At 56.6% G+C, this 16,019-nt stretch carries 14 protein-coding genes; 5 read left to right on the top strand and 9 right to left on the bottom strand.

What is annotated here, in order from left to right:
* Positions 1-30: 30 nt before the first annotated feature.
* The 4 genes from IFT53_RS11230 to IFT53_RS11215 form a co-directional block, all read right to left on the bottom strand.
* Complete coding sequence (locus IFT53_RS11230; RefSeq protein WP_192064777.1) at positions 31-855, bottom strand: ABC transporter ATP-binding protein; 825 nt, start codon at positions 853-855, stop codon at positions 31-33.
* Complete coding sequence (locus IFT53_RS11225) at positions 852-1,892, bottom strand: FecCD family ABC transporter permease (protein ID WP_192064776.1); 1,041 nt, start codon at positions 1,890-1,892, stop codon at positions 852-854. Before IFT53_RS11225 ends, IFT53_RS11230 begins: the two co-directional genes overlap by 4 nt.
* Positions 1,889-2,848 (bottom strand): FecCD family ABC transporter permease, encoded by a 960-nt coding sequence (locus IFT53_RS11220; RefSeq protein WP_244656289.1) that lies wholly within the window; start codon positions 2,846-2,848, stop codon positions 1,889-1,891. The genes IFT53_RS11225 and IFT53_RS11220 overlap by 4 nt, the downstream gene beginning before the upstream one ends.
* 83 nt (positions 2,849-2,931) lie before the next feature.
* Entirely contained in the window at positions 2,932-3,936 is a 1,005-nt protein-coding gene (locus tag IFT53_RS11215) for an iron-siderophore ABC transporter substrate-binding protein (RefSeq protein WP_192064774.1), read from the bottom strand.
* 229 nt (positions 3,937-4,165) lie between these two features.
* Between IFT53_RS11215 and IFT53_RS11210 the strand changes: the two genes are divergently transcribed.
* The gene (locus tag IFT53_RS11210; protein ID WP_192064773.1) at positions 4,166-6,286 is read left to right on the top strand and encodes a TonB-dependent siderophore receptor; all 2,121 of its coding nucleotides are present in this window, start codon (positions 4,166-4,168) and stop codon (positions 6,284-6,286) included.
* A 9-nt stretch (positions 6,287-6,295) separates the two neighbouring features.
* Here IFT53_RS11210 and IFT53_RS11205 read toward each other — a convergent pair whose 3' ends face one another.
* Both IFT53_RS11205 and IFT53_RS11200 read right to left on the bottom strand, forming a co-directional pair.
* Positions 6,296-7,192, bottom strand: coding sequence for a helix-turn-helix domain-containing protein (locus IFT53_RS11205; protein WP_192064772.1), 897 nt, complete (start codon positions 7,190-7,192; stop codon positions 6,296-6,298).
* Between the two features lie 160 nt (positions 7,193-7,352).
* The gene (locus IFT53_RS11200) at positions 7,353-8,036 is read right to left on the bottom strand and encodes a GntR family transcriptional regulator (protein WP_192064771.1); all 684 of its coding nucleotides are present in this window, start codon (positions 8,034-8,036) and stop codon (positions 7,353-7,355) included.
* A gap of 155 nt (positions 8,037-8,191) precedes the next feature.
* On the opposite strand from IFT53_RS11200, the gene araD reads away from it, so the two are divergent.
* The 4 genes from araD to IFT53_RS11180 all read left to right on the top strand — a co-directional run bounded on the left by araD (position 8,192) and on the right by IFT53_RS11180 (position 12,336).
* A complete protein-coding gene (gene araD / locus IFT53_RS11195) occupies positions 8,192-9,928 on the top strand; it encodes an L-arabinonate dehydratase (RefSeq protein ID WP_192064770.1) in 1,737 nt (578 codons plus the stop codon).
* A 14-nt stretch (positions 9,929-9,942) separates the two neighbouring features.
* Positions 9,943-10,668, top strand: coding sequence for a ribonuclease activity regulator RraA (locus tag IFT53_RS11190; RefSeq protein WP_192064769.1), 726 nt, complete (start codon positions 9,943-9,945; stop codon positions 10,666-10,668).
* Between the two features lie 136 nt (positions 10,669-10,804).
* Positions 10,805-11,095: a hypothetical protein gene (locus tag IFT53_RS11185; protein WP_192064768.1), complete on the top strand. Its 291-nt coding sequence runs from the start codon at positions 10,805-10,807 to the stop codon at positions 11,093-11,095.
* A 35-nt stretch (positions 11,096-11,130) separates the two neighbouring features.
* A complete protein-coding gene (locus tag IFT53_RS11180) occupies positions 11,131-12,336 on the top strand; it encodes a low temperature requirement protein A (RefSeq protein ID WP_192064767.1) in 1,206 nt (401 codons plus the stop codon).
* Between the two features lie 17 nt (positions 12,337-12,353).
* On the opposite strand, the gene IFT53_RS11175 is transcribed toward IFT53_RS11180, so the two are convergent.
* The 3 genes from IFT53_RS11175 to IFT53_RS11165 all read right to left on the bottom strand — a co-directional run bounded on the left by IFT53_RS11175 (position 12,354) and on the right by IFT53_RS11165 (position 15,981).
* Positions 12,354-13,799 carry an aldehyde dehydrogenase gene (locus tag IFT53_RS11175; protein WP_192064766.1) on the bottom strand — a complete coding sequence of 482 codons (1,446 nt, stop codon included), beginning with the start codon at positions 13,797-13,799 and terminating at the stop codon, positions 12,354-12,356.
* 175 nt (positions 13,800-13,974) lie between these two features.
* The gene (locus tag IFT53_RS11170; protein WP_244656288.1) at positions 13,975-14,916 is read right to left on the bottom strand and encodes a sugar kinase; all 942 of its coding nucleotides are present in this window, start codon (positions 14,914-14,916) and stop codon (positions 13,975-13,977) included.
* Positions 14,917-14,922: 6 nt separating this feature from the next.
* A complete protein-coding gene (locus IFT53_RS11165; RefSeq protein ID WP_192064765.1) occupies positions 14,923-15,981 on the bottom strand; it encodes an ABC transporter ATP-binding protein in 1,059 nt (352 codons plus the stop codon).
* Positions 15,982-16,019: the final 38 nt, after the last annotated feature.

Here is a 16,019-nt window from a genome sequence, read left to right as displayed (position 1 = left end):
GCACTCACATATTTTGATACAAAATGTGGCTCAGTCCATATGTATCGGGATTCTAGGGTGTCGCATACGATGACGGCTGATGGGAAGCATCATCGGGCGGCCCGAGGTGGGGTCGGTGATAATCTCGCTTTCCAGGCCGAAAACGTCACGGACATTGTCCTGCGTCAGAACCTCTTCCGGCGTTCCCATGACGTGCAGACGGCCAGATGCCATTGCTACCAGATAGTCTCCGTAACGGGCAGCCAGATTGAGATCGTGCAGCACCATAACGATGGTCGTGCCGCGATCCTGGTTGAGGTCGGTCAACAAGTCCAGAACCTCGACCTGATGGCTGATGTCGAGAAATGTCGTTGGTTCGTCCAAAAGCAGAATTTCGGTCTGTTGGGCCAGTGCCATGGCAATCCAGACGCGCTGCCGCTGGCCGCCAGAAAGCTCATCGACGGGACGTTCCGCCAGATCGAATGTTCTGGTTGCTTCCAACGCAGCTGCAACGGCTTCATCATCCCGCACATTCCAGCGTGATAACATGCTCTGGTGCGGGTGGCGGCCTCTGCTGACAAGGTCTGCGACGGTGATGCCTTCTGGCGCGATGGGGGATTGGGGGAGGAGGCCGAGTGTTCTGGCCAGTTTTTTGGGCGCTATGCTGTGAATGGATTTCCCATCCAGCAAAACATGGCCTCGCCGGGGCGCAATGAGCCGCGACATGGTGCGCAGAAGCGTCGATTTTCCGCAGGCATTGGCACCAACGATAACGGTGATCTTGCCATCGGGTATCACAAGATCAAGGCCATCAAGGATAACGGTTTCGCCATAACCGGCCGCGAGTTGTTCGACTGTCAGGGTGTGAGATGTCAAAGCGAGCCTCCGGTCCGGTTGACGCGGATAATCAGGAATATCAGGTAAGGTGCGCCCAGCGCGCCGGTGATGACGCCGACTGGATAGCGGCTTGGCAGCAAAAACTGCCCCGCATAATCACCGGCAAGGACCAGCAACGCGCCGATGAGTGCGGCCGGTAGCAGCAATGAACCGCTATTGCCGACGATACGGGCCGCGATCGGACCGGACAGAAAGGCCACGAAGGCAATCGGCCCGGTAATGGCGGTTGCAATGGCAATCATTCCAACAGCAGCAATGATGACGAGAATGCGGGTCAACCCGATGCGCACACCAAGCGCGGCTGCGGTATCGTCGCCCAGTCTCATGGCTTCCAGGTCCCGCTGCCGGTTGAACAGCAGGCTTCCGAAAACAACGAGCCCCAGCAGAAGCGGGATGACCTGCGAGAGTTGAGCGCCGTTGACGCTGCCAGTCAGCCACCGCATCGCCTCCTGCAGGCTCCATGCCGGAGCGCCTGACAGAATATAGGCGATGACGCTTTCCAGCATCGCGGAAACCCCGATGCCGACAAGAATGAGGCGCGTGCCCGCCACGCCATTGCGTGACGACAGCGCATAGACGGATAATGCGACGCCAAGCCCCGCCACGACAGCGAACACTGAAACGATGGGACCTTTCAGAGACAGGACGACAATGGCAAAAACGGCGGCAGCGCTGGCACCGGAACTTATGCCGATAATATCCGGACTTGCGAGCGGATTGCGCAGCATGATCTGAAACGCGACCCCGCCCAGACCAAAGCTGAAGCCAGCGAGAACACACATAAGTGCGCGTGGCAAACGCAACTGGCCGACGCTGAAACTCGCCCCCGGCACATCATGGCCAGCTAAAACCCTGATGACATCGAGCGGTGGGGTGAAGGACTGACCGAGCACCAGTGTCAGTGAAAATAGCGCAATGATGAGCACGATGAGGAGTGTCAGCACACGCAATCGCTTTTGCGAATGTCGGGCGCGATGTCCGATCAGGGCGCTGACCATATCAGACTGAAGCATCATAATTCCCTCAGCCTCTGGCGTCTGACGATCCAGATGAAAAAGGGTCCACCGATCAGGGCGGTCACAATTCCCACATCAAGCTCTGCCGGGCGGGAGACGACGCGACCGACAATATCGGCGGCAAGGAGAAGACTTGCGCCGCAAAGGGCTGAAAACGGCAGCAGCCAGCGATGATCGACCCCGACCAGCAGACGGCAGATATGGGGCACCACAAGCCCCAGAAAGCCGATAGGCCCGCAGACGGCGGTTGTCGCGCCGCACAGCAGGATAGCGCCCAGCGCCGACATCGCGCGGGCAAGGGCAACGCGTTCGCCAAGGCCCGAAGCCAGTTCATCCCCTAGGGCCAGCGAGTTGAGTTTGCGGGCTGACAAGAAGCTGATGAGGAAGCCGACGGCAAGAAACGGCAGGACATTCCAGATCCGGTCGAATGTGGCCCCGCCAACGCCGCCGATCTGCCATGAGCGAATGCCGCCTGCAATATCGTTACGCGGCAAAACGACTGCAATGACCAGCGATGAAAACGCCACTGACGTCGCAGCCCCTGCCAGCGCCAGCTTGAGCGGTGTCGCGCCACCGCGCCCAAGCGAGCCAATCGTGTAAACAAAAACGGCAGCACACCCAGCGCCCAGAATGGCTGTCCATATGAAAGCCTGAGCCGACGCGATGTTGAACCATGCAACGCCGACAACCACGGCCAGTGATGCGCCCATGTTCACACCAAGAATTCCGGGATCAGCCAGCGGATTGCGTGTCACGCCCTGCATGATGGCACCGGCAAGACCCAGCGCTGCACCAGCAACCACGGCAAGCAGCGTTCGCGGAATTCTTACTGAAACGGCAGCCTGGCCGATAGTCTCAACCTGTCCGCCAAGTGCGGATACGATCTCGGCCCAGGCAACATCGCGTGTGCCCACGGCAACGGAAAGCATGGCCAGCGCTGCCAGAACAACAAGCATGCACAAAAATCCGAGTGCTCTCAGCCGGTTAGAACGTACGAAACCCGCACGTGGCACGCGCTGCCTGGCATACCGTAGTGGCATTATGGCTTTCCGGCAGACTTGTCTGCAGCAGCGGTCAGCAAGGCCACATAGTCTTTCAGCACCCAGGATAGAGACAGGGGTGTCGGGTTTGCGGCTGTTCCAACGGGATTTCGACCCAGCATGACGATGGCGTTGTTCTGGACGGCTGGCATTCTGGACAGAAGTGGATCTTTCTTGATGGCATCCAGCAGCGGTTGCCCGCCATAGGTGACGATGATGTCGACATCATCGAAAGCATCGACACGTTCAGCGCTGATACTAGAGGCAAACTGCCCCGGTTTCGTTGCCTCCCGAACGCTCTTGGGAGACGAGAGGCCAAGATCGTTGAAGAACTTCACGCGGGTGTCATTGGCGGTGTAGAAATTGACGGTGCTGAGATTGGTCGTGTCCAGATGCGTGACAAACATCGCCGTCTTGCCCTTGAGCTGTGGGGCATTTGCGACGACATCGGTAATCTCGCCTTCAATCTTCTTGATCAAAGCCTCACCCTCTTTCGCCATGCCGAGAGCCTTGCTGTTGAAGGAAATCATCTCCCGCCAGTCGGTTGCCCATGGTGCTTCAGGATAGGCGATAACGGGGGCGATCTGGCTCAATGTGTCATAGTCGGATTGGCTGAGACCCGAATAGGCCGCAAGGATCACATCCGGCTTGGTCTCTGCTACCGCTTCGAAGTCGATGCCATCGCCCTCGTCAAAAAGCACGGGCTTGTCAGCGCCAAGCGCTTCAAGCTTTTCCGCCACCCAGGGAAGAAGACCATCGGCATCATTGTCACCGAAATTGGCTGCGGCAAAACCGACCGGGACGATACCCAGCGCCAGCGGCACCTCATGGTTGGCCCATGCCACAGTGGCGATCCGCTCCGGTTTTTTCTCAATCGTTGTGGTGCCCAAGGCGTGTTTGACGACGATGGGATATGAGGTTTCATCCTGAGCCGACGCACTGCTGAAAACGAAGACAGACAGAAGTGTTACGATGGGCGCAAAAGCGCGAACGAAGCGCAGCATTAGCAAAACCTCTTGGCAGTAAAAGTTGACCTGAAGTCTCAGCTTCACCCCGGTACGTCAAGACTGATGTGATGACTGGCCGCCAAGAGCGACGAAGTTTCCGTGGTTTTGTACAAAACCATGGAATTTTACAATACCAGACTAATGCCCTCAAGTTATTTGCACAACAGGGGGCACCGGGGCTTTGCCGGGTTGCCAGACATTGCAACACGACTTCTGGAATTTGATCATGAAGAATGAAACGACAAGCGCAGGCGACGAACGCTCTCAACGCCGGTATCGAAAGGCGATTTTGCTGGGATGCACGGCGCTTGTTGCGTTAGCACCTGCGCGTCTGATCGCTCAGGAGGCTCAGGCTCAGGGCGGAAGCACTGTGCTCGAAGCCATTGTCATCAAGGGCACTGGTACCGATGACAATGAGAAGTCGATTGTTGCAAGGCAGACGACCGGCGCTGGCAAAATGCCCAGCGAGGTCCTGACAACACCCGCCTCCGTTTCCGTCATCACCGCAAAAGAGATCAAGGAGCGTGGCGCAACCAGTGTTGAACAGGTTGTGCAATATACATCTGGTGTCGTTACGGATTTCTACGGTTCGGATGATCGCTACGACTATTTCGATATTCGCGGCTTTACCCCCTACACCTATCGTGATGGCCTGGCGATCGGCCGGACCTTTGCCGGCATTCGGGAAGAGCCCTACGCATTTGAGCGTATAGAAGTGCTGAAGGGCACCAGCTCTTCCGGCTTTGGCGCGTCTGAGCCCGGCGGTTCCGTCAATTACGTCACGAAGCTGCCCAAGAGCGAACGTTTTGGCGAAGCCTATGTCACCGGCGGATCCTTCAATCACAAAGAGCTTGGCCTGGATTTTGGTGACAACATCACCGAAGACGATACGCTGTCCTACCGCCTGACGGGAAAATTCCAGGACGCGGATGCCGAATATGATTATTCCAAGGATAATGAGAAATTCGTCATGGGTGGCCTGACATGGCGTCCCACTGACGTAACAAGCCTGTCCTTCGTCTTTGACCATCTCAACAAGGACGGCGTGCCCGGCAGCGGCGGCCATCCGCTCGGCACGGATTTAGACAGAAGCCAATTCTTCGGTGAGCCGGATTATTATTTCCGCACCGTCAACCGCAACACCTATAGCCTGATGCTGGATCATGACTTTGGCGATGGTCTGAGTTTTGCGTCACATGCCCGCTACAACAAATCCAACGACGCGTTTGGCAGTGCCTATCTTGACGCGACAACACTTGCAGGCGGAAATCCTGCGAACCGCTATTTCTTCGGCAGCGACAAGACGACTGAACAGTTCGTGATAGATGCGAACCTGCTCTATGAAACCAGCTTCGACAATGTTGAAAGCCGCACACTCGCGGGCCTGGAATACAGCGATTTCAAATCGAAGAACTACGGGCTTTATACGAGCGCTCCGACCATCAACTGGCAGAACCCGGTCTATTCAGGTGCTCCAGTGTCGACAGCGCCGAACTATGGCACGAAGAATGATCAGAAAACAAAGGCGATTTATCTTCAGGAAGACCTGACGTTTTTCGACAAGGTGACGGTAAGCTTCGGTCTGCGCAATGACTGGCTCGACCTCAGTGAGACCGACCTGTTCGGCGCTGGTACGAAAGCAGCCAGCCATAGCGAATTTACCAAGCGCGTTGGTGTGAGCTACAAAGTTACAGAGGAGCTGGCCGCCTATGCCAGCTACGCCGAATCCGCTGCGCCACCCGCTGTTGGCAGTGACCCGACGACTGGAAAGCAGTACGAGGTCGGCGTCAAGTATCGACCAGAGGCTTTCCCAGCCCTGTTCACAGCGTCTGTCTACGACCTCACAAAGGGCAATATCACTGTCTTCGATCAGGTGACATATATCCCCCAATCGGTCGAAAAAGTGCGTCATCGCGGTCTTGAACTTGAAGCGAAGGCAGAGCTGACGGACAATATCGATATGATCGCGGCTTACAGCTATATCGACTCCAACATCGATGAACCTGGTGGCGCAAATGATGGCAATCGTCTTATGCGCGTTCCTAAGAACATGGTCTCGCTGTGGGGTACTTATACGCTGCCCGGCGAAGGTCCGCGCGGAGACATGACGTTCGGTCTCGGTGCCCGCTATTCCGACAGCTATTTCACCAACATCCAGAATACGATTGCTTCGGAAAGTGCTGTCGTGTTCGATGCTGCATTCACATACAAGATTAAAGAGAACACAACGCTACAGCTGAATGCGAGCAATCTGTTTGATGAGAAGCACATTGCCAGCCAAGACGCCGGTGGACAGTATTACAACCCCGGCCGCGCCGTTTTCGCCACTCTGCGGCAGACCTGGTAAGGCTCGGCATTACCCAATCCGCCGCATACGACGCCATGCGGCGGGTGTTTCACCGGCGACTTGCCGGAACGTTTTCGTCAGGTGCGCTTGGTCGGAGAATCCAAGCTGGGCGGCAATGGCTGCAACGCTGAGGTCGCTTTCGGCCAGCATGTTCTGGGCAAGGCCAACGCGCCTGCTCAGTTGCCATTGCAGCGGTGTTTTGCCAGTGGTCTGTTTGAACACATTGGCAAACCAGCTTTCAGAAAGTCCGACGGTTTCGGCCATTTCGCTGACTGTCATGCGGTAATCTGCCCGTGTATTAACGGTGGATATCAGCTTGTTCATCTGCGCCTGCGTGAGCCGCGCATTGGCCTGATCGTCGGTCTCGCCCTCTTGCAGATCCAGCAGGTTGGCGATGATGCTGCCAACAAGGCTTTCTGCATAGGCCGCATGTTTTGTGGGCGTGGAAAGTTCATCAACCAGCAGACTGGCGAGTGTCTCGACCGCCTTCGCATCCTGAATTTCGACAGGCCTGCGCAATGCGCTGAGCGCAACCGACGTTCCGACCGATGGCGCCAGATATTTCAGCATCCTGTCTTTATGCAGGTGTATGTCGACATGCGAGAAGCGGTGAAAAGACGTGAAACTGGTCCACAACGGCACGCCAGCTGGCACATAGATCGCTCTCTTCATCGGGCGGTAATGTTCGGCGGCGCCTTCGTGGCGGTTGCTCATCAGGATGTGCGAGGAGACATCATTGAAGAAAATGACGATGCGCGGGTCGGGGGATAGGTAGTAACCCGTTGCGCCTGCATGTCCCTCGGCATCCCAGAACACGCTGATCAGCCCGTCGAGGCCGCGCCATTTGGCTGGCCCCAGAGCGCGGATGCCATCCGTGAAACATGTCATGGAGTGAAGGTAAGTCACAAATAAAACCAGTCTCATCCGGTGCGACGATTGCACGTCCGAAAATGCAAAAGCTGAGCCCGGTTTCACGCATTGGCATGACATCAGGCTCTTCAGCGATTTATGCGATAGATGACTAGAAATATCATGTTTCTATAATATGGCAAGTTTGCAGGCTGGTTTACGTCTTGATGTATTCGGGGAACCGTTGCCGGATCATGTCCGTGATCGACAGGGTCCCAGAAAGATGCCTGCGCAACGCCGCTGTTGCTTCTTCAGGATTTGCCGACTGGATGGCGTCAACGATTGCCCGGTGATCGGCAAGAACCGTTTGCATCTTGCCGGGCATCGGCAGGTGAAGCCGCCTCAGCCGGTCCAGATGAACGCTCTGTCGCCGGACATTTGTCCAGAGGTCGAGAATATCCGCGCGTTCGTAGAGTTTGCAGTGAAATTCCTGATCGCAGGCGTCAAAGCTGTCATAGGTCTCTGGTGATGCAAAGGTTTCCTGCCTTGTGACGATCCCGGCTAGGTCCGCCGCTGTCTCTTCAGGGCTTTCCCTCGTTAATGTTCGGATGGCTTCCAGTTCCAGTGAAAGGCGCAGAAACTGGGCCTGCTGAGCGTGCCGAATGTCAATCCGGGCGACAACTGTCGCATATTGGGGATAGACATCGACAACGCCATCTTCCTGCAGCCGGATCAAAGCATCACGAACCGGGGTCTGGCTTACCCCAAATTCCATCTGTAGTGCCGCACGCGAAAGCACCGTGCCGGGCACCAGTTCCACATCGAGAATGCGCTTGTGCAGTATCTCATAGATCTGAAGCGCCACCTGGCGTGACCTGTCCAGCATTGTGCCTCTCACCATGTTTCGTCGATCCTTTCCGTCTAACGGTCGTGACCGCACTACAGCATAATTTATCCATTGATGCACTGATGTTTTAGTGCTTCAATGAACTGTCTTGAGGAGGACGGGGTGTTGCTGAAGGTGGCTCACCCGTGGCGGGAGTTGCAGAAAGCATCATGAGCAAGAAGAAATCCGCAGACATGCTGCGCAGCGCACGCTGGTTTGCGCCCGATGACCTGAGAAGCTCGGGCCATCGCTCCCGCACCATGCAGATGGGCTACGCGCTAGAGGAATGGATGGGCAAGCCGACCATTGCCATCCTCAACACTTGGTCGGATGCAAATCCATGCCATGCCCACTTCAAGCACCGTGTGGAAGATGTGAAGCGCGGCATCTTGCAGGCGGGCGGATTTCCGTTGGAACTGCCCGCTCTTTCGCTGTCGGAAAGCTACGTCAAACCCACCACCATGCTTTACCGCAACATGCTGGCCATGGAAGCCGAAGAGCTTCTGCGGTCACACCCTGTTGATGGTGCCGTCTTGATGGGCGGGTGTGACAAGACAACGCCCGGCCTTGTCATGGGCGCGATCAGCATGGGCCTGCCGATGATTTATCTTCCAGCGGGGCCGATGCTGCGCGGTAATTATCAGGGTAAGCCCCTTGGCTCCGGCTCAGATGCCTGGAAGTTTTGGGATGAACGCCGCGCCGGCAATTTGTCTGAAAATGAATGGGTCGAGGTAGAGGCAGGCATTGCGCGCTCCTATGGACATTGCATGACCATGGGGACAGCCAGCACCATGACAGCCATTGCTGAAGCCCTTGGGCTGACGCTGCCCGGCGCGAGCTCCATTCCAGCGCCCGATGCCAATCACATTCGCATGTCATCTGCCTGTGGTCGCCGCATCGTGGAGATGGTGTGGGAAGACCTGACGCCTGATCAGATCGTGACGCAGGCATCCGTCAACAATGCCGCGGCTGTAGCCATGGCAACGGGCTGTTCGACCAACGCCGTGGTGCATTTGCTGGCAATGGCGCGGCGGGCAGGGGTGAGGCTGACGCTGGACGATCTTGATCGCGCTGGCCGCACGACACCGGTCCTTGCCAACATCCGGCCAACTGGCAAAACCTATTTGATGGAAGATTTCTACTATGCGGGTGGCCTGCGTGCGCTCATGGCCAAGATGGGAGATCTTCTTGACCTCTCCGCAATGACCGTATCCGGCCTGCCACTGGGCGAAACGTTGAAGGGCGCGGAGTGCTTCAACGATGATGTTATCCGCTCTTTGGACAATCCAGTTTATCATGAAGGCTCACTTGCTGTCCTCAAAGGCAATCTGGCACCGACCGGTGCCGTCATCAAACCGGCCGCCTGTGATCCCAAATTTCACAAGCATCAGGGGCCAGCGCTCGTTTTCGACACTTACCCGGACATGAAGGCGGCAGTGGATGACGAGAACCTCGATATTACACCCGATCACGTCATGGTCTTGCGGGGTGCAGGCCCGCAAGGCGGGCCGGGTATGCCGGAGTGGGGTATGCTGCCCATTCCAAAGGCTCTGCTGAAACAGGGCCACCGTGACATGTTGCGGTTATCCGATGCGCGAATGAGTGGCACGAGCTATGGCGCCTGCATTTTGCATGTCTCACCGGAATCGCATATTGGCGGCCCGCTGGCGCTTTTGCGCAACGGCGATATCATCAAACTCGATCTTGAGGCTCGCACCATCGATATGCTGGTGGATGAGGACGAACTGGCGCGTCGCCGCGCCTTATGGGTTCAGCCAGCGGATAAAATCGGGCGGGGTTATGGCTGGATGTTTGCGCGCCACGTGGCCCAGGCTGATACCGGCGCCGACTTTGATTTTCTGGAGACCGGCTTCGGTCCCAACGCTCCCGAACCTGATATCTATTGATCAAAGGACAAGAGATGACAGACTTTGTTTTAAGCGATGAAACGCGACAGAAATTCATGGGCGTTGCAACACCAACCATCGCCACAGCGCTCTATAAACGTGGCTTGCGCAACCAGTTCATTCAGGATGTGCAGCCCTTGTCGGCTAAGAAGAAAAACATGGTGGGACAGGCGTTTACCTTGCGCTATATTCCAGCGCGGGAAGATCTGAACCCGCTCACCGTGTTCCAGAACCCCGAGCATCCTCAACGGGCCGCAGTGGAGCGATGCCCACCAGGTTGCGTGCTGGTGATGGACAGCCGCAAGGATGCTCGCGCGGCGTCCGCAGGGTCTATTCTTGTTTCACGCCTGATGGTGCGCGGCGTTGTGGGCGTCGTGACGGATGGCGGTTTTCGGGATAGCCCGGAGATTGCTGATCTGGAAATTCGCGCCTACCACAAGCGGCCATCGGCACCCACCAACCTCACCCTCAACCAGGCCATCGATATCAATGTTCCGATCGGCTGCGGCGACGTGGCGATCTGGCCCGGCGATGTGATCGTTGGTGATGACGAGGGCGTTATCGTCATTCCGGCCAACATTGCCGACGAGATTGCCGATGAAACAGTAGAAATGACGGCCTACGAAGATTTCGTGACCGAGAAGGTTCTCGCTGGTGCAACGATCATTGGCCTCTATCCGGCCACAAGCGATGCGCCACGGCAGGAATTTGCTGAATGGCGCAAGGCCCGCGGTCGATAGTAGCGTCTGGCGCGCCCGCGTGGTAAAAAAACGCCAATTACAGTGTAGTCGTGCGTGCTGATAAAACAATTGGAACCAAACTCCGGTCCCTTGTGTTGTTGGGCTACAAAAGCTCAGCAAATTCAGGAGATTGTCGATGGAACGGGTTGCCGTTATTGCCGTTGTAGGCGTTATGTTTTGTTTTGCCACGGCTGCGGTAGCGCAGGATATCGAGGTTAGCAGTCTGGACGTGAAGCGCGTGAACAAGGACGTTGAACGCGAAGTGGTGTCTGAAACGAGACCGGGTCACATTATCGATGTCAAAGGTCGTCAGGTTCGTCTCGTCGGCCAACGGTTCTTTCCGGACAACTCCAACGAGGTAGCCTTGTTTGGTCGTGCGGATGCGCTCAAGCGTGAAGAGGCCCGTTCACAATACCCATCCAAATAAGAACTGCCTGATTTCTGCCGGAGACCACAACATCCATGGGAAATGACATCAAGCCATCTGGCGCAAGCGCCGGTAAGTTGCGGCTGGTTCGCCAAGACGAGGCTGTCGCTGGAAAGCCGACATTTCCAGAATTGTTCTTCGATCTGGTTTTCGTCTTCGCACTTATCCAGCTATCCCACACACTTGCCGAGGACTTTGGCTCGACCGCTCTGCTTGAAGCAGGAATCATCATCCTCGCCTTGTGGTGGCTGTGGGTTCAGATCACCTGGCTGACAAATCTGCTGAACACCGAAGCTGGCCTCGTTCGGCTATTTCTGTTTTCGATGATGTTTCTGGGCGTCCTTTTGGCAATCGCGTTGCCAAAGGCTTTCGACCACCAAAGCTTCACGTTCGCCTTGATTTATAGCGGCATGCAGGTGCTGCGCTCCCTTTTTGCGCTTTATGTCTTCAAGGGGATCGACCATGAAAACTCGAAGACTTTCGGGCGAATGGCAGTATGGCTCGCTGCCTCGAGTATCTTCTGGATCATGGGCGGCGTTTCTGAAAGCCTTGGATGGCAGATTGGATTCTGGTTGGTAGCAATCGGCATAGAATATCTCGGTCCCGCCGTGAAATACTTCGTTCCCGGCTTTCAGGCTGGCGACGATGAGAAGCTCCACCTTTCAGGAGAGCATCTGGCGGAACGCTGCGCATTGTTCGTCATCATTTGCCTGGGTGAGACGATATTGACCACGGGGCGCACAGCCGCCGATCATATGAACACAAGCCTGAGCTTTATTGTGTTCTGTTCGGCGTTCACCAGCACGATCCTGATGTGGTGGATTTACTTCCACCATGCGCAGGAAAAAGCCTCCGAAAAAATCGAGAACTCCGAAGAGCCGGAAAAAATAGCCCATGGGCTTTTCAACTACGGACATCTGCCCATCGTTGCGGGGATTATTCTGACGGCTGTCGGCGAAGACTTCAGCCTTTCGCACAGCCATGAAAGTTCTTCGTGGCGCGAAGCCATCGCTATCATTGGTGGGCCAATCCTTTTCTTGGCAGGAAATATCGGCGTCAAGATTGCCGCGTCCCACATGCGACCCGTCTCCCATTTCGTCGGAATTTTCGCCCTGTTGCTTCTGTTCCTTCTAGGCGCAACGCCGCTTTATGTTCTCCAGATAGCGGCTGTTGCGGTGCTTTTGATCGTCGCAACCTGGGAATATGTTGCTTTGAGAAAACATACTCCCAAGGTTGGTTGAGGCTCTGGTTCAATCCATCAGAAGGGGTGGTGCTGGTCGGCATCCTCGATGGTAATCCAGCGCAGGTCCGTGAACTCGGCAATGGCTGCCTTTCCACCGAAGCGACCATAGCCGGACGCTTTGACGCCTCCGAACGGCATTTGCGGCTCGTCTGAAACGGTCGGACCGTTGATGTGGCAAATGCCAGACTGGATTTGACCGGCAACGCGCATGGCCCTGCCAACATCGCGGCTGAAAACCGCTGACGATAGCCCGTATTCCGTGTCGTTGGCCACGCGCACTGCCTCAGCCTCACCGTTCACGCGGATCACCGGCTTGACCGGGCCAAATGACTCTTCCTCATAGATTTTCATGCCGGGCGCTGCGTGATCGATCAGTGTTGCACTGACAACCGTGTTGTTACGGGTGCCGCCAGCCACAATCTTGCCGCCCTTCGAGACTGCGTCTGCGATGATCGCATCCATTTTCTCTGCCGCTTCAGGCGTGCAGAGCGCGCCGAGAACGACTTTCTCGCGCGGATTTCCGGCCGGCAGTGCACTGGCGCGGGTCGCAAGCTTCTCAACGAATTCGTCTGCGATGGATTGGTCGACGATGATCCGCTCAGTCGACATGCAGATCTGCCCCTGGTTCATGAAGGCACCGAAGATGGCGGCATTCACCGCCCCATCAATATCGGCGTCATCAAGCACCACGAGGGGTGCCTTGCCACCAAGTTCAAGCAGCGCAGGCTTGAGATTCTCGCCTGCCAATCGTCCGATAATGCGTCCAACTTTGGATGATCCGGTAAAGTTGACGTGGCGCACCCGTGCATCTGCGATCAAGGCTTCAACCACGCTTGCCGCGTCAGCAGGGCTGTTGCTGACAACGTTCAAAACGCCTGATGGAAAACCTGCCTCTGTAAAGCAATCGCCAATCAGCCGGTGCGTTGCCGGGCAAAGCTCGGATGATTTGAGAACCACGGTGTTGCCACAGGCAATCGCCATCGCAACGGCACGTGTTCCCAGAATCACCGGAGCATTCCACGGCGCGATGCCGAGGCAAACGCCCTTGGGTTTCAACATTCCCATTGCCAATGTGTTTGGCTTGTCAGATGGAATGATTTCTCCACCAAGCTGGGTCACCATAGACGCCGCTTCGCGGATGATGCTGGCCGCGAACTTCACGTTGAAGCCCGCCCACATGCCGGTGGCTCCCGTCTCTGAAATCATGGCTTCAATGAAGGCACCGACCTTGCTCTCCATAGCCTCGGCAGCCTTCATCAACAGAGCGCGGCGCTGGTTGGGGCCAGTTTTGGACCAGGCTTCGAACGCCTGCGATGCGGAATCCACAGCCATGCGTGCATCTGTGACGTTGGCCGCTGCCGCTGTCGTCGCAACCGCGCCCGTAACGGGGTCCAACCGATCAAATGTCCGGTTCTCCTGCGCTGCCTGGTTCTTTCCCGCAATCAGCAATTCGACCATCATAATAATTCCTCCCATTATGAAATTCTGTACGGCGCAGATATCAGCACATCATTGGGGGCTGACACAAGTTGCCCACGGCTGACATTTCCGACAACAGGGATCGAGCGGACAACAATGCGGGAATGAGAAGCAAAAGGGGCGGCAAGTTGGCCTTGCGGCTCTTACGTCAGAGCGATCAAGCCGGGTTTGAAAGCCACTCGGCAAGGCGCATTTCGGTCTGCGCGCGCGTCGGCGTGCCGGCGCGGCCCCCGAAGACCTCGCATTTCATCGCAGCCGCAACGGAAGAGAGCTGAATAGCTGCACGACTTTCGAGGCCTTGTGCCACGGCAAGGGCGAAGGTGCCATGGAATACGTCTCCCGCCGCCAGCGTGTCCACGGCCTTGATCGCCAATGTCGGCTGGTGATAAACCTGGGAATTATGGGGCTCGGTCCAGTAACAGCCAGCCGGGCCTGCCGTGACCGCAATGAAGGTTTCAGGGTACCGTGCATGGAGAATCGGCAACATGGCCGTGACATCTCCCGTTTCGGTCAGACGCTGCGCCGCTGGCTCGGAAAAGATGATGTGCGTTGCTGCGGGTGCCAGCATTTCCAGCGTTTCCACCGGCGCCACATCGCCATCGAGAATGGCAGGCTTGCCAAGGCTGGCGGCAAGAGTCAGCACATCAACCGCGAGTTCCGGCCAACGCACATCGACCAGAACTGCATCGAAAGGTGACAGATCCTCTGCCGTGCAGGAGCGTTTATTCTCATGAAGCTTATGATCGTAAAATGGAACGATCAGCCTTTCGCCGTGGTCATCAATGATGATGGTGGACAATGCGGAGCGTGCACCCTTGGCGATCGTCATGCCTGACATGTCGATGCCGCATTCTGCCAGTTCGCGCAGAATGCGGCTTCCGGTTTCGTCATCGCCGACAGCGCCCCACAGACTGGCACGACCACCCATGCGATGGACCGTGTAGGCCGCACTGGATGCCATGCCTTCGGCAATCTGCAGCATGTCATAGGGCAGGACTTTGCCTTGACTGGTCGGCATGTCATGCACGCGGAACAAGGTGTCGAGCACGGCTGCGCCGACGCAGAGAACATGCTTGGAGGGGATCATATCGTCACGCATGGCTTTTTAGATTCGCTTGCCCGTCTCCCGGTCGAACAGGTGCACGGTGGCCGGATCAACGGCGATCTTCACGTGGTCGCCAAACCGGATGTCCAGACGCTCGCGAAACAGGCAGGCAATCTCTTCACCGGCGCAATTCATTTTCGCATAGATTTCTGATCCCGTGCCTTCGACCAGTTCGGCACGACCTTCGATGCCATCTGCGCTAACCCTGATATGTTCTGGGCGAATACCATAGACAAGATCTCTTCCGCCCAATTCGGCCGGATTTGCTGAGGGTGGAAGGGGCAGGGTCAAGCCCTTTGTGGTGCGAAACACACCTTCCTCAATGCGGCCGCGAATGAAATTCATGGCGGGCGAGCCGATGAACCCGGCGACGAACAGGTTGGCAGGCCGGTCGTAAAGCTCCAGCGGTGCGCCGATCTGCTCAATGACGCCATCATGCAGCACCACGATTTTGTCGGCCATGGTCATGGCCTCCACCTGGTCATGCGTCACATAAATGGTGGTGGTGCCGATGCGCTGGTGCAGGGCCTTGATTTCACCCCGCATCTGCACGCGCAGCTTGGCGTCGAGGTTGGAAAGTGGCTCGTCAAAAAGAAAGACCTGCGGATCGCGCACCAGTGCCCGGCCCATGGCAACACGCTGACGCTGCCCGCCTGAAAGTTGGCGTGGGTAGCGATCAAGCAGCTTGTCTAGTCCTAGAATGTCTGCGGCCCGGTTCACTTTCTGAGCCGTTTCATCTGCGCTGGCTTTCTTGAGCTTCAGGGCAAAGCCCATATTTTCCCGAACGGTCATGTGGGGATAGAGCGCGTAGTTCTGGAAAACCATGGCGATATCGCGGTCACGAGCGCGTAGATTGCTCACCTCCCGCGCCCCGATATGGATCTCTCCGCCGCTGACCTCTTCAAGACCGGCAATCATGCGCAACAGGGTTGATTTTCCGCATCCCGAGGGACCCACGAGAACGACGAACTCTCCGTCGCGTATATCGATATCGATGCCTTGGATGACGTTAACGGCGCCGAAGCGCTTCTGCACATTCTGAATATTGACCGGTGCCATGATGTTGATCCCGTAATGATAAGTGGTTGAGGTGGCGC

This window comes from Rhizobium sp. CFBP 13644 (assembly GCF_014842165.1).
In the GTDB taxonomy this organism is placed as follows: Bacteria; Pseudomonadota; Alphaproteobacteria; order Rhizobiales; family Rhizobiaceae; genus Agrobacterium; species Agrobacterium tumefaciens_C.
The sequence above is the reverse complement of the archived record's forward strand: the minus strand, read 5'-3'. Positions and strand labels throughout refer to the sequence as shown.

Excerpts from the sequence above, each read along its gene's own strand:
- IFT53_RS11180 (WP_192064767.1), top strand. The coding sequence starts at position 11,131 with ATGGGAAATGACATCAAGCCATCTGGCGCAAGCGCCGGTAAGTTGCGG.
- IFT53_RS11220 (WP_244656289.1), bottom strand. The coding sequence starts at position 2,848 with ATGCTTGTTGTTCTGGCAGCGCTGGCCATGCTTTCCGTTGCCGTGGGC.
- IFT53_RS11225 (WP_192064776.1), bottom strand. The coding sequence starts at position 1,892 with ATGATGCTTCAGTCTGATATGGTCAGCGCCCTGATCGGACATCGCGCC.
- IFT53_RS11165 (WP_192064765.1), bottom strand. The coding sequence starts at position 15,981 with ATGGCACCGGTCAATATTCAGAATGTGCAGAAGCGCTTCGGCGCCGTT.
- IFT53_RS11185 (WP_192064768.1), top strand. The coding sequence starts at position 10,805 with ATGGAACGGGTTGCCGTTATTGCCGTTGTAGGCGTTATGTTTTGTTTT.
- IFT53_RS11210 (WP_192064773.1), top strand. The coding sequence starts at position 4,166 with ATGAAGAATGAAACGACAAGCGCAGGCGACGAACGCTCTCAACGCCGG.
- IFT53_RS11200 (WP_192064771.1), bottom strand. The coding sequence starts at position 8,036 with ATGGTGAGAGGCACAATGCTGGACAGGTCACGCCAGGTGGCGCTTCAG.
- IFT53_RS11170 (WP_244656288.1), bottom strand. The coding sequence starts at position 14,916 with ATGCGTGACGATATGATCCCCTCCAAGCATGTTCTCTGCGTCGGCGCA.
- IFT53_RS11175 (WP_192064766.1), bottom strand. The coding sequence starts at position 13,799 with ATGATGGTCGAATTGCTGATTGCGGGAAAGAACCAGGCAGCGCAGGAG.
- araD (WP_192064770.1), top strand. The coding sequence starts at position 8,192 with ATGAGCAAGAAGAAATCCGCAGACATGCTGCGCAGCGCACGCTGGTTT.
- IFT53_RS11215 (WP_192064774.1), bottom strand. The coding sequence starts at position 3,936 with ATGCTGCGCTTCGTTCGCGCTTTTGCGCCCATCGTAACACTTCTGTCT.
- IFT53_RS11190 (WP_192064769.1), top strand. The coding sequence starts at position 9,943 with ATGACAGACTTTGTTTTAAGCGATGAAACGCGACAGAAATTCATGGGC.